Genomic DNA, 13,595 nt, shown 5'->3' with positions numbered 1-13,595 from the left:
CCCCCGACATGGCCCCAGAGTCCGAATCCCCACCCGCCGACGGCGAATCCGTCCCGGACGGAACCGAAGGCCGGTCCGTAGAACCCGAACCGCGCCTCCCGCAGCCCGCGTCCCCTCCCGACCCCACTCGCTACGGTGATTGGCAAGTCGGAGGCCGCTGCATCGACTTCTAGCGCGGCGACTGTTTCCTAGCGGTGTTTACTGCGTAACCTTGATAAGAAGGCCACAATGAGCGAACGTCCCCTCTCGCCGCATCTCCAAGTCTACCGTCTGCCCCTCACGGCGCTGCTCTCCATCAGCCACAGGATCACCGGGGTGGTGTTGAGCCTCGGCTTGGTGTTGTGGGTCGTGTTCCTGATGGCGGTGGCGCAGGGCGGTTCCCATTACGCCCTGGCCCAGGCGCTGCTGGATTCCTTCCTGGGGCGGCTGTTGTTGTGGGGCTGGATTTACGCGCTGTTCTTCCATCTCTGCCACGGGGTCCGCCACCTGGTCTGGGACACCGTGCATGGCCTGGAGCGCGACACCCTGCAATTTTATGGCTATGTGGAACTGGCGGCCTCGGTGCTGCTGACCCTGGGCGCGATGCTCGCCGCTTGGATCGGCGGCTAGGTCCGGTTCCCGCTTGGATACGCAACTTCGAGGCTGCCTCTATGAATTATCAAACACCGCTCGCCAAGGCCCGTGGCTTGGGTTCGGCGGGCGTGGGTTCCCATGAATGGTGGCGTCAGCGCGTCACCGCCATCGCCTTGGTCCCCCTGACCTTCTGGTTCGCGCTCTCGGTCGCGGGCCTCCCCGGCCTGGACCACGCCGCCGTGCTGGCCTGGGTTAAAAACCCCTGGAACAGCCTGTTGCTGCTGTCCTTCATCATCGCCACCGCCCACCATGCCGTGTTGGGGCTGCAAGTCGTCATCGAAGACTACGTGCATACCGATTGGGTCAAAATCTTCGCCTTGCTCGGCGTCAAGCTGGTGTTTTATTTCCTGGGATTGGCGGCGATTTATGCCACCTTCCGCATCCTCTTCGTGGACTGATATGGCCAAGGCTTACGAAATCATCCGCCACACCTACGACGCCGTCGTGGTGGGCGCAGGCGGGGCCGGGCTCCGCGCCGCGCTCGGCCTGGCCGAGAAGGGCTTGAAAACCGCCTGCCTGACCAAAGTGTTCCCGACCCGTAGCCACACGGTGGCGGCCCAGGGCGGCATCAGCGCCGCGCTCGGCAACATGGGCGAGGACGATTGGCGCTGGCATATGTACGACACCGTCAAGGGTTCGGACTGGCTGGGCGACCAGGACGCCATCGAATACATGTGCCGCGAGGCCATCCCCGCCGTGATCGAACTGGAGCATTACGGCGTGCCGTTCTCCCGCACCGAGAACGGCAAGATTTACCAGCGGCCCTTCGGCGGCATGACCACCCGCTTCGGCGAAGGCACCGCCCAGCGCACCTGCGCCGCCGCTGACAAGACCGGCCACGCCATCCTGCACACGCTCTATCAACAATCGCTCAAGCACGAGGTCGAATTCTTCGTCGAATACATCACCCTCGACCTGATCATGGACGAAGGCGTATGCCGGGGCGTGTTGGCTTGGCGTTTGGAGGACGGCAGCCTGCACCTGTTCCGCTCGCATATGGTGATCCTGGCGACCGGCGGTTATGGGCGCACTTATTTCTCTTGCACCGCCGCCCATACCACCACGGGCGACGGCAACGGCATGGTGCTTCGCGCCGGTTTGCCCTTGCAGGATATGGAGTTCGTGCAATTCCATCCCACCGGCATCTATGGCGCGGGTTGCCTCATCAGCGAGGGTGTACGCGGGGAGGGCGGTTATCTCACCAATTCCGAGGGCGAGCGTTTCATGGAGCGGTATGCCCCTCACGCCAAGGATTTGGCCTCGCGCGACGTGGTGAGCCGGGCCATCACCATGGAAATCCGCGCAGGGAGGGGCTGCGGTCCCGACAAGGATTACATCCATCTGAATATCCAGCATGTGGACCCGGCCATCATCGACGAGCGCCTGCCCGGCATCGCCGAGACCGCCAAGATTTTCGCCGGGGTCGATTGCCGCAAGGAGCCGATGCCGGTGTTGCCGACTGTGCATTACAACATGGGCGGCATTCCCACCAATTACCGTTGCGAAGTGGTCACGCTCAAGGACGGCAACCCGGAAACCGTGGTGCCAGGGCTGATGGCGATAGGCGAGGCGGCTTGCGTCTCGGTGCATGGGGCCAACCGCCTGGGTTCCAATTCGCTGTTGGACTTGGTGGTGTTCGGACGCGCCGCCGGTATCCGTTGCGCCGAATTGATCAAATCCGGCCAGCCGCATAAGCCGCTGGCGGAGAGCGCCTGGGAAGCGCAGTTGGACCGCTTCGACCGCTTGCGCCATGCCAAAGGTACGCTCAAGACCGCCGAAATCCGCCTTGCCATGCAGAAGACCATGCAAAACCACGCCAGCGTGTTCCGTACCGGCGAGGTGCTGCGCGAGGGGGTGGAGCAGTTGGCCCAGGTGATGGCCACTTTCCCGGATGTGAAGGTCGAGGATCACTCCCTGGTGTGGAATACCGATCTGGCCGAAACCCTGGAACTCGACAATCTCCTGGGCCAGGCCATGGTGACGATTGCCGGTGCCCTGAACCGCGAGGAAAGCCGTGGCGGCCATGCGCGGGAGGATTTCCCCGAGCGCGACGACGAGCAGTGGCTCAAGCATTCGCTGCTGTGGCTGGATGCGGACAACAAGGTCGCCATCGGCTACCGTCCGGTCCATCTATACACCTTGACCGACGAGGTCGCGGTGATACCGCCCAAGAAGCGGGTTTATTGATCGCGGCTATTGCAGGCTTTTCCCAGCGAGCGAATCCAAGACCATGGTCCAACTCACCCTCCCCAAGCATTCCCAAGTCCAGTCCGGCAAGGTCTATCCCGCCCCGCAAGGCGCGACCCGCATCCGCCGCGTCGAGGTCTATCGCTACGATCCCGAGACCGGCGGCAACCCGCGCCTGGATGTGTTCCATATCGACCTCGACCGCTGCGGGCCGATGGTGTTGGACGCCGTCCTCAAGATCAAGAACGAGATTGACAGCACCCTCGCGTTCCGGCGTTCCTGCCGGGAGGGTGTCTGCGGTTCCTGCGCCATGAATATCGACGGGCGCAATACCCTGGCCTGCACCAAGGCGCTGGAAGATTGCGCCGACACCGTGAAAATCTATCCGCTGCCGCATTTGCCGGTGGTGAAGGATTTGGTGCCGGACATGACCCATTTCTTCGCGCAATACGCCTCGGTCAAGCCCTGGATTCAAACCCAGACCCCGCCGCCCGCCGACCGCGAGCGTCCACAAAGCCGCGAGGAACGGGCCAAGCTCGACGGGCTGTACGATTGCATCCTGTGCGCCTGTTGCTCGACCAGTTGCCCCAGTTATTGGTGGAACAGCGAGCGCTACCTGGGACCGGCGACCCTGTTGCAAGCCCAGCGCTGGATACAGGACAGCCGCGACGAATTCACCGGCGAGCGCCTGGACGCCCTGGAAGACCCGTTCAAGCTCTACCGTTGCCATACCATCATGAACTGCACCGACACCTGCCCCAAATCCTTGAACCCGGCCAAGGCCATCGCCGAGATCAAGAAACTGCTGGTCGAACGCCAGCGCTAGGCCATGCTCTCGGCGAGGCAGCGCTGGCTGTGTCGGCGCGGGATGCGCGAACTCGATCTCCTGATCGGGCGCTATCTGGCCCAGGGCTATGCGACCGCCCCGCCCGCCGAGCAGCGGGCGTTCCAGCGTTTGCTGGAACTCCAGGACGATGAGCTTTGGCATTATCTCGGCGGTGGCCCCTTGCCCGAGGAGGCCGAACTTGCCGCCCTCATCCGCAAACTCCAAAACCTCCCTCCTGCTCCGGCTTGAGCCTTCCCGGCGGTTGTTGGGCCTCCTCGCGGCCCTGCATCTCCTGGCCGGAGGGTGCGCCGTGGCGAACGGCCTGCCGTGGTGGGCCAAACCGCCGCTGCTCTTCGCCGTCGCCTTGAGTTATCGCGCCGTGCGCCGGGATTACGGCGTGATGCCGCGGGTGCGGGAAGTCGTATTGGACGGGGAGGGCGGGGTCGTGGTCTCGGGCCGCGCCGGGCCGGTCGAGGGGACGCTGGCCGGAGGCTGCGTGGTCACGGCTTGGGTCGTGATCTTGCGCTTGCGGACCCTGGACGGGCGCTTGCTGGCGATTCCCATAGTCCGCGACGCCGTGGACGTGGAAGCGTTCCGGCGTTTGCGGGTGGGTTTGCGTTGCGGGGAGTGGGAGCGCCAGCCCAGCGGGGAGGGCGGCTGAAAATATATTGTTTCCGCGTCCCCGGCCAAGTTGGACCAAAATCCGCCCAAGATCAGGCAATTCCGCCATCCCGCCCGTATTGGCCGGATCATGGGTCTTGATTTCCGGGCGCTCCGGCTTTTCCCGTACTATCGGCCTGGTTTCCGTCCGGGCTCCCGTTCCCGGAATCCCATCGTTCCGCCGGGCTAGCCTAGCCCCGCGGGTTGTCGTTACACTCCGGTGAAGCTCAATCCCGGCAAGAGAGGTCAATCAGCCATGTCACAAATAGCAAAAATCGAACTGGAAGGCCAAATCGTCGAAGCGCCCATCATCGTCGGCACCGAGCAGGAAAAGGGCATCGATATCAGCAAGCTGTTCGCCTCCACCGGCTACGTCACCCTGGACCCCAGTTATGGCAACACCGGCTCCTGCAAATCCGCCATCACCTATATCGATGGCGACCAGGGCATCTTGCGCTACCGGGGCTACGACATCGCCGAACTCTGCGAGAAATCCACCTTCATGGAGGTGAGCTATCTCCTGGTCTACGGCGAACTGCCCACCCCCGAGCAATTCACCCGGTTCAAGGACAAGGTACAGCACCATTCCCTGATCCACGAGGACATGAAGAGCTTCTTCACCGCCTATCCCGGCCACGCCCACCCGATGGCGATCCTTTCGGCCATGGTCTGCTCGCTGTCGGTCTACCACCCGGAATTGCTCAAGTCCGATCCCACCCCCAAGGAAATGAGCCAGACCATCACCCGCTTGTTGTCCAAGGTGCGGGTGCTGGCGGCTTTCGCCTATAAGCGCTCGGTGGGCGAGGCTTTCGTCTATACCAAGCCCAAGCTGGATTATGTCGCCAACTTCCTGCATATGATGTTCACCAATCCGGTGGAAGATTACGAAGTGGACGAGGTGATCCGCAAGGCGCTGGACGTGCTGTTCATCATCCACGCCGACCATGAACAGAATTGCTCGACCTCGACCGTGCGCATGGTGGGTTCGTCCAAGGCCAATCTGTTCGCGGCGATCTCAGCGGGCATCTGCGCCCTGTGGGGTCCGCTGCATGGCGGAGCCAACCAGATGGTGATCGAGATGCTGGAGGATATCGCCAAGGATGGTTGCAACTATAAGAAATACATCGACAAGGCCAAGGACAAGAACGACCCCTTCCGCCTGATGGGCTTCGGCCACCGGGTCTACAAGAACTACGATCCCAGGGCGCAGATCATCAAGAAACACTGCGACGAACTCTTGGATCAGCTCGGCATCAACGATCCCATCCTGGAAATCGCCAAGGGCTTGGAAGAAGCCGCCCTCACCGATCCCTATTTCATCGAGCGCAAACTGTATCCGAACGTGGATTTCTATTCCGGCATCGTCTACCGCGCCATGGGCATCCCGACCAATATGTTCACGGTGATGTTCGCGCTCGGCCGCCTGCCGGGCTGGATCGCCCATTGGAAGGAGATGATCGAGGAACCCGGCACTAGGATCGCCCGGCCCCGGCAAATCTACGTGGGTTCGCCGCAACGCGCCTACGTGCCGATCAACCGCCGCCGCCCGCCCGCCAGCCCCGAATAGGGCGCGGCGCTGGGTTTTCCCCCTGGAAACACGGCCTGCGGGCCGTGTTTTCGTTGGTGCGGTTTGCGTGATTTTGTCATCGCCGACCATGTCGCCTGTTACACTAGCGGCTTGTGTATAGGTCCATGTTTCTTGTACGGTTCGCGCGTATCGGCAATTCCTTCTGCGCTATAGTGGATACCCGCCCCGGAGCGGTGCGGGGATTGGCCGGTTACGGAACCTGTCCACCCTCCAACGACGACGATCCCAGGCATGTTGTTCGGATTCGATTTTTTCCTGAAGCAGAAGCCGGATACCGGGAAACTCGTCGCTCCTTTGGCGGCGCCCCCGCCGTTCCGCTTCAAGCTCGACCGTTTCAGCAAAGGCATCGATAACGTCCATATCGATGTGATGCTGAGTCCGAAATTCGCCGAAGCCGCCGTCCGCCTGGTCCGCCAGTCCATCCAGTACGACGCCAACGCGAACCTGGGCTGGAAATCCAAATGGATCGCCCCGCCCACTCCCAAAACTGTCGATACCTTCCTGAGGCACTATGCCGAGTTGATGGATGCGGCCCTGGGCGTGGCCCGCAAAGCCAACCAGCGCGAACCGATACAACTCGCCCAGTTCGCCTTGTTCAAATTCCTGCTGGTGCTGGTCGGGGCGGAATTGCGGAATTTCCGCGACGGACTCCATCAGGAGCGCGGTTATCAGGAATGCGGTGGCGGTAAGGCCATGCGCATCTACGACCAGTTGGCGGCCCTGTCCCGCGAGATGCCGCAAATCCACCACCGGGTGGCGCAGAGCTTGTTCGGGCAGGTGTTGAAGGTCGAGGCGGGGGTGTTGGCCAAGCGCCGTAAATCCTTGCTCGGGCGTTCCTGGCCGGTGCCGCGTGAGATTTTGTTCAATCCCATCCTGCTGTTGCCGAGTCCTTGGCAAGATGAGCAATTGGTCAAGCACTATCCGCCGGTCGGCGGGCGGCGCGACAACCTGGGCGAGTTCGCCGAGATCAACCAGGTCATCACCGGCCTGTTCGCCGATTACCTGCCGGAATGGACCCAGCCCCCGCTGCCCACCGATGCCCTGCCGGAAGCGGCGGCCAGCGCCAGGTTCGGCTCGCGCCTCCGGCTGGACCAGGGCAACCTGCCCGGTTTCTTGGATGTGGATTTGCTGCTGGACCGGGCCTTGCGCGAGGAGGAATACGCCCAGGGCCGCACCAGTTGGCTGGACGACCCCGGCAATTTCAAACGCCTCTTGTCCATCGAGGGCGAGGAACCCGAAGCCCTGGACCGCTCCGAGGAAAGCAGCCTGCTGCTGGACCCGCCCTCGCCCCAGCCCCAATACCACATGGCTTTCCGGCTCCAACTGGCGCGGGAAGCCCAGCTCCGTTTCCGGTCCATCGGTTTGCTGGAGCGGGTCTACGCCTTGCACGAAGCCCCGGCGGTGTTCGAGCAACTGGGCGGACAGGTGCCGGTGCGGATGATTATCGAATACCTGGAGGGCGATATTACCCGTGTGGCGATGGGCAAGCGTTTGGCCCATATCAAGGGCATCGCCGATGTCGATGCCGCCATCAAGCGGCTGGAACACAGCAAAACCGGCCTGCGCCGCCGCGGCCAGCCCGAGCGCGAGAAATGCGTGGCCGATTTCATGGTGCGCTTCGCCCGCTTGCGGCGCGACCTCAAGCTGGCCCATCGCGCCTTCTGGATCATGGACCAGATCAACCTGTTGGAGCAGCCGTCGCATATCGAGCTATCGCGCAGCAACCGCAGCCTGCACGAATTCGTGCTGCCCGAGGAGCGGATCAAAGACCCCAACGATATTTGCGGCCATACCATCCTCAAGGCCGACCTGCGCGGTTCCAGCCGCATCACCAAGGAATTGCGCAAGCGCAATTTGAACCCCGCCACCCATTTCACCCTCAATTTCTTCACGCCCATCAACGACCTGTTGGAGAAATTCGGGGCCAAGAAGGTGTTCGTGGAGGGCGATGCGGTCATCCTCAGCCTCTACGAATACGAGAGCGCCCCGCAGGATTGGCTGTCGGTGTGCCGCGCCGCCGGCTTGGCCCGCAAAATCCTGGATGTGGTGGACCTACAGAACGCCCAGAACCGCAAGCACGACCTGCCGCCATTGGAACTGGGCCTGGGGATTTGCTATCTCGACGAAGCCCCGGCCTTCCTCTACGACGGCGACCACGAGATCGTGATTTCCGCCGCCATCAACCGCGCCGACCGGCTGTCGTCCTGCGCGGCGTCCTTGCGCCAGACCCGTATCGGGGCGCGGTTGCCGCGCGGGGTCGAGGTGGCCGAGCCGGTCAACCAGGGCATCATGCAGAAGGACAGCGGCGATAACCTGCTGCGCTACAACGTCAACGGCATCGAACTGGACGCGGCGGCCTTCCCCAAACTGCGCAAGGAATTGGCTTTGCAACGGATCGAGGCCCGGTTTCCGCAATACAGTCCCAACAGCCTGTTCTATGTCGGGCGTTATCCCGATAAGATCGGGGCCATGCATTGGCTGGTGATCCGCGAAGCCCCGGTGCGTCTTTGGATCGGCAACGACGCCGATGTCGAGGAAACCGGCGGGCGCTTGTTCTACGAGGTCGTTACCGACCCCGAGGTCGTCAAGGAACTGATGGTGCGGTTGGTCGCCGCCGGTTTGGTGTCCCAGCGCGAGACCGCCGCCGGTCCACACCCGTGAGCCGGGGCCGGGGTGTTAAAATCCCCGCCCTTTAAGCCTCGGGTCGGGAGGCCCCGTTCCCGCCCGCTTCATCCGATATTACCCATGACACTGATTTCCCTACGCAATGTGCATCTCGGCTACGGCCATCCGCTGTTGGACGGCATCGATTTCTCCGTGGAAAAAGGCGAGCGGGTGGCCTTGGTGGGCCGCAACGGCACCGGCAAATCCACCTTCCTCAAGTTGCTGTCCCGCGATATCGGCCCGGACGACGGCGATATCGCCTATGCCGACGGGACCAAAGTGGCGCGGCTGGAACAAGAGGTGCCGTTGGACACTTCGGGCAGCGTGTTCGACGTGGTGGTCGGCGGCTTGGGTGGCATCGGCGCGACCCTGCGCCGCTTCCACAAACTGTCGCACCGTATCGGCTTGGACCCCGATCCCGCCGACCTCGCGGAAATGGAAGCCTGCCAGCACGCCATCGAAGCCGCCGGGGCCTGGGATATCGAACAGCGGATACAGAACCTCCTGACCCGGCTGGGTCTGCCCGGCGACGATGATATCGCCTCTTTGTCGGGGGGGTTGAAACGGCGGGTGTTGCTGGCGCGGGCCTTGGCCATCCAGCCGGAGGTGCTGCTGCTGGACGAGCCCACCAACCATCTCGACCTCGACGCCATCCTCTGGCTGGAGGAATTCCTGCTGGGTTGGCCCGGCACCTTGATCTTCATCACCCACGACCGGGTGTTCCTGCAAAAGCTCGCCACCCGCATCATCGAACTGGACCGGGGTCGGCTCACCGATTTCCCAGGGGATTACCCGACCTATCTGCGCCGCAAGGAGGAACTGTTGGAGGCCGAGGCCAAGCAGGAGGCCGAATTCGACAAGCGCCTGGCCCAGGAGGAAGTCTGGATCCGCCAAGGCATCAAGGCCCGCCGCACCCGCGACATGGGCCGGGTCAAGCGTTTGGTGGAGATGCGGAAGGAGCGCGGCGAACGGCGGGCCAGGGTGGGGCAGGTCAATATGCTGGTGCAGCAGGCCGAGCGCTCCGGCAAGTTGGTGGCCGAGGCCGAGAATATCGGCTTCGGCTACGAGGGCCGGACCATCGTGCGGGATTTTTCGACCACCCTCCTGCGCGGCGACAAGATCGGCATTATCGGTCCCAACGGCTGCGGCAAGACCACCTTGCTGCGCCTGATCCTGGGCCAATTGCAGCCCACCAGCGGCCAGATCAAGCTGGGCACGAACCTGGAAATCGCCTATTTCGACCAATACCGCGCCCAGTTGGACGAGGAAGCTTCGGTGATCGACAACGTGGCCCAGGGCAGCGACCGGGTCACCATCAATGGCCGCAATACCCACGCCATCGGCTATCTCAGGGATTTCCTATTCAGCCCCGACCGCGCCCGCCAGCCGGTGAAATCGCTGTCCGGCGGTGAGCGCAACCGGCTGCTGCTGGCCCGCTTGTTCACCCAACCGGCCAATTTGCTGGTGCTGGACGAACCCACCAACGACCTCGACGCCGACACCCTGGATTTGCTGGAAGAACTTCTGACCGAGTTCAACGGTACGGTCCTGGTGGTCAGCCACGACCGCGCCTTTTTGAATAATCTCGTCACCAGCGTGCTGGTATTCGAGGGCGAAGGCAAGGTCAACGAATACGTGGGCGGCTACGACGATTGGTTGCGCCAACGGCCCGCGCCGGTTTCCGCCCCGGCCAAGCCGGTCCCCGAAAAAACCGCTCCGGCCCAATCCACCGCGTCCGCCAAGCCCAAGAAGATGAGTTTCAAGGAGCAGAAGGAATTGGAAGGCTTGCCGGAAAAGATCGAACAACTGGAAACCGAGATCGCCGCGCTGAACCAGCGTATGGCCGATGCCGGGTTCTACCAGCAAAGCAAGGACGCCATCACCCAGGCCCAGGTGCGGATGGCCGAATTGGAGCAAAGCCTGGCCCTGGCCTATGGCCGCTGGGAAACCTTGGAGGCGTTGCGGGAAGCGGCGGGTGGATAGTCTGTGCGGATAGCGAGCGACTTCCTTTCGCGCCACGCCTATACCCTGACTTGCTGGCTGGTCTGGTTGGCGTTCATATTGGCCCCCAGCCTGGACCCGCACCGGATCGGCCTGGGCTGGACGGCGGCCATCGCGCTCGGGGTGTTCGCCGCCATGTTGGGTTGCGTGTTCACCGTGGTGCGCCACGCCGACCATCTGGCCGACATGCTGGGCGAACCTTTGGGCACCCTGGTCCTGACCCTTTCGGCCACCGCCATCGAGGTCAGCCTGATGCTGATGATCATGTTGACCGGCCAGCAAAATCCCACTTTGCTGCGCGATACCGTGTTCGCGACCCTGATGGTCCTGCTCAACGGGCTGGTCGGTTTGTCGCTGGCGGCGGGCGGTTGGCGGCATCTGGAGCAGGAATTCAACCTCCGGGGGGCGTTGTCGTTCTTGCACCTGATCGCGCCCTTGTCGCTGGTGCTGCTGGTCATGCCGAACTACAGCCGGTCCTCGGCGGGCCACACCCTCGCCCCGCAACAGGAGGGTTTCCTGGGGGCGCTGTGCGTCCTGGTCTACGCCGGGTTCTTGTTGTTGCAAACCGGCAGGCACCGCTCGCTGTTCGACCATCCGTTCAATACCCAGCAAAACGGCTTCGACGACAACCTGGGCGAGAAGCCCGTGCATAAAATACCCGCCGGTCCCGGCGCTATCGCCCGGTCGGCGGCGGGGTTGCTGCTGTCGGTGGTGCCCATCGTATTGCTGGCCGAGCATCTGGGCGGCTTCGTCGATTTCGGACTCGAAACCTTGCACGCGCCGGGAGCCTTGGGCGGCTTGGTGGTGTCGGGCTTGGTGCTGGCCCCGGAAGGTTTGGGAGCGCTGCGGGCCGCGCTGGCCAACCGGATGCAGCGGGCGGTGAATATTTGCCTGGGCTCGGCCCTCAGCACCATCGCCCTGACCGTGCCCACCGTCTTGATCGCCGCCAGCCTGTCCAACCACACCCTGGAACTGGGGCTGGAAGGCATCGATCCCACTTTGCTCTACGCCAGCCTTCTGGTGCTGCTCATCACCTTGGTCAGCGGACGCGCCACCATCTTGCAGGGACAGGCGCATCTGATGCTGTTCGTCGCCTACCTGTTCTTCATCTTCTATCCCTGAAGGCTTGCCTTGGCGATGACGGGGTTTGTCCAAAGTCGGCTTTGGATTCCAGGAACCACCGCTATGGGTTTGCTTCGTTCCCCGCAAGGGCATACCCTGTGTCACGCCTGCTCGACTTATGCCCAGGCACACCATCCCAAAAACACATTATGAGGAGGATATCCATGCGTAATCTCATGCTGAAACTCATCGATAAACTGGCCGGCTTCGGTTTGGACAAATTGGAACGCGCCCTCCTGTTCGGGGCCGGGCTGTGCGCGGTGTTGGCGCTCATCACCGGCAGCGTGCGGCTGGACCTGAATTGGACCGCCTTCCTGTTCCGCTGGCTGCATGTCATTTCGGGGGTGATGTGGATCGGCTTGCTCTGGTATTTCAATTTCGTGCAAATCCCGTCCATGCCCAAGATTCCCGACGAGCAGAAACCCGCCATCGGCAAGGTGATCGCCCCGGCCGCGCTGTTCTGGTTCCGCTACGCGGCGCTCGCCACCGTGGTCACTGGCGTGGTGCTGGCCTTGCTCAACAGCTACCTGCTGGATGCCTTGCTGCTGGGCAAGTTCCAAGGGGGCCGGACCACCTATATCGGCCTCGGCATGTGGTTGGCGCTGTTCATGGCCTATAACGTCTGGAGCATCATCTGGCCCAACCAGCAGAAGGCGCTGGGCCTGGTCCCGGCCACCGACGACGAGAAGAAGGCCGCGGCCCGCACCGCGATGCTGACCAGCCGGTTCAACACCATGTTCTCGATCCCGATGCTGTATTTCATGGTCGCGGCGCAGAACATCGCCTGACCGGCCCGTAGGGGCGGGCGCGGGGCTACGGTTCCGCGCCTTTTTTATGGGCAGGATGTCCGCCGTCCTGGCTTGGATTATGGGGAGCGTCACGTTTTGTCGGTATGGTTCCCGTGCTGTCCAAAGGTTGGGTGTCGCTATATTTTACGTTTTTACACAAGTGTTAGGGTTGGTGTATCAATCGTAACTGTCTTTGATTACAATGCATGGGTGGCTCCTACGCGGGATCGTTTCGAGCGATGATGGGCCGTGGGAACAGCCCAGTCCCCCCAAAACCACGCAATCCTTGCTTTCCAATCCTTTTTTAAGAGCGGCAACCATGAAGAATTTGCGCACTAGCCTGATAGCGGCGGGCCTGTTGCTATCGATCCAGTCGGTCCACGCCACCCCTTTCCTTGAAAGCACCGGCGGCGATGCGGGGCCGCTGGCTTCCGGTTCCCCCCGAAACATCGCACCGCCCAACACCGAAGTCGATGGCCAACTCGGCCCCGGCGATTATCTCGATGCCTATCGATTCCACTTCGGCGGCGGTAGTTTGACGGTCGGTGTCGGCGGCGATGGCTTCTACGCGGACGCCTATATATTCGACGACGGAACCGGGACGTTCGAGGCGGGAGGATATATCGCCGGGTCGAATAGTACCTCCTCCCTGGGTTCGGGCAGCCTAACCCTGGGGGCGGGCGACTACCTGATCGCGATTGATTTTTCCGGCGCAAATGTGGACAACAACCCCGCCAATCTCAATGCCCTCGTGTCCGACATCGTGGCCAACGCCGCTGGCTTTAGCGACCCCGAGTTGTTCGAGTCCCAAACCGGCTATTCATCCGCCCGGGACTATGTCGTCCTCTTCAGCGATCCGGTCGGTTACGCCGGCAGTGGCGGCGGCAGCGGTTCGGAAGCCCCGGTCCCCGCCACCCTCTACCTGATGGGCTTGGGATTGGCCGGCTTGGGTTTCAGCAAGCGGCGCGGCTTGGGCCTTGCCCTGGCCTGATTCCAAACAGTCCCTGCGTTCGGCCCATGGACGGTGGCGTGTAACCGCATGACCGTCCATGGGTTTCCCGTCCGTCCTGCTATTCCCCCGATGCCGCTTCCGCCCTCCCGCCCAATCTGGAACAATAGCGCCCCC

General features: G+C 62.6%; 13 protein-coding genes. All 13 read left to right on the top strand.

Annotation, left to right across the window (positions count from 1 at the left end; all coding sequences use genetic code 11):
- Window positions 1–8: 8 nt before the first annotated feature.
- Window positions 9–173, top strand: a complete 165-nt coding sequence (locus B9N93_RS26855) for a DUF1674 domain-containing protein (protein ID WP_085213969.1) — start codon at window positions 9–11, stop codon at window positions 171–173.
- Between the two features lie 55 nt (window positions 174–228).
- The gene (gene sdhC, locus B9N93_RS12090; RefSeq protein WP_085213967.1) at window positions 229–609 is read left to right on the top strand and encodes a succinate dehydrogenase, cytochrome b556 subunit; all 381 of its coding nucleotides are present in this window, start codon (window positions 229–231) and stop codon (window positions 607–609) included.
- Between the two features lie 41 nt (window positions 610–650).
- Window positions 651–1,031, top strand: coding sequence for a succinate dehydrogenase, hydrophobic membrane anchor protein (gene sdhD, locus B9N93_RS12085; RefSeq protein ID WP_085213965.1), 381 nt, complete (start codon window positions 651–653; stop codon window positions 1,029–1,031).
- Window position 1,032: 1 nt separating this feature from the next.
- Window positions 1,033–2,820, top strand: a complete 1,788-nt coding sequence (gene sdhA, locus B9N93_RS12080; RefSeq protein WP_085213963.1) for a succinate dehydrogenase flavoprotein subunit — start codon at window positions 1,033–1,035, stop codon at window positions 2,818–2,820.
- Window positions 2,821–2,863: 43 nt separating this feature from the next.
- The gene (locus B9N93_RS12075) at window positions 2,864–3,646 is read left to right on the top strand and encodes a succinate dehydrogenase iron-sulfur subunit (protein ID WP_085213961.1); all 783 of its coding nucleotides are present in this window, start codon (window positions 2,864–2,866) and stop codon (window positions 3,644–3,646) included.
- A 3-nt stretch (window positions 3,647–3,649) separates the two neighbouring features.
- The gene (locus tag B9N93_RS12070; protein WP_085213959.1) at window positions 3,650–3,895 is read left to right on the top strand and encodes an FAD assembly factor SdhE; all 246 of its coding nucleotides are present in this window, start codon (window positions 3,650–3,652) and stop codon (window positions 3,893–3,895) included.
- Entirely contained in the window at window positions 3,846–4,307 is a 462-nt protein-coding gene (locus B9N93_RS12065; protein WP_176225246.1) for a protein YgfX, read from the top strand. The genes B9N93_RS12070 and B9N93_RS12065 overlap by 50 nt, the downstream gene beginning before the upstream one ends.
- A gap of 255 nt (window positions 4,308–4,562) precedes the next feature.
- Window positions 4,563–5,873, top strand: a complete 1,311-nt coding sequence (locus tag B9N93_RS12060; RefSeq protein WP_085213955.1) for a citrate synthase — start codon at window positions 4,563–4,565, stop codon at window positions 5,871–5,873.
- A gap of 252 nt (window positions 5,874–6,125) precedes the next feature.
- A complete protein-coding gene (locus B9N93_RS12055; protein WP_085213953.1) occupies window positions 6,126–8,555 on the top strand; it encodes a nucleotidyl cyclase domain-containing protein in 2,430 nt (809 codons plus the stop codon).
- Window positions 8,556–8,639: 84 nt separating this feature from the next.
- On the top strand, window positions 8,640–10,541 hold the full coding sequence (locus B9N93_RS12050) for an ATP-binding cassette domain-containing protein (RefSeq protein WP_085213951.1): 1,902 nt from the start codon (window positions 8,640–8,642) through the stop codon (window positions 10,539–10,541).
- Between the two features lie 3 nt (window positions 10,542–10,544).
- Window positions 10,545–11,681: a calcium:cation antiporter gene (locus B9N93_RS12045; protein ID WP_085213949.1), complete on the top strand. Its 1,137-nt coding sequence runs from the start codon at window positions 10,545–10,547 to the stop codon at window positions 11,679–11,681.
- 164 nt (window positions 11,682–11,845) lie between these two features.
- Window positions 11,846–12,469 (top strand): urate hydroxylase PuuD, encoded by a 624-nt coding sequence (locus B9N93_RS12040; protein WP_217807298.1) that lies wholly within the window; start codon window positions 11,846–11,848, stop codon window positions 12,467–12,469.
- A gap of 319 nt (window positions 12,470–12,788) precedes the next feature.
- Window positions 12,789–13,460 carry a PEP-CTERM sorting domain-containing protein gene (locus B9N93_RS12035; RefSeq protein ID WP_085213945.1) on the top strand — a complete coding sequence of 224 codons (672 nt, stop codon included), beginning with the start codon at window positions 12,789–12,791 and terminating at the stop codon, window positions 13,458–13,460.
- The last annotated feature ends 135 nt before the right edge of the window (window positions 13,461–13,595 follow it).

It is taken from the genome of Methylomagnum ishizawai (assembly GCF_900155475.1).
GTDB lineage: Bacteria > Pseudomonadota > Gammaproteobacteria > Methylococcales > Methylococcaceae > Methylomagnum > Methylomagnum ishizawai_A.
Note: the sequence above shows the minus strand (reverse complement) of the source record. Positions and strands in the feature narration are given on the sequence as shown.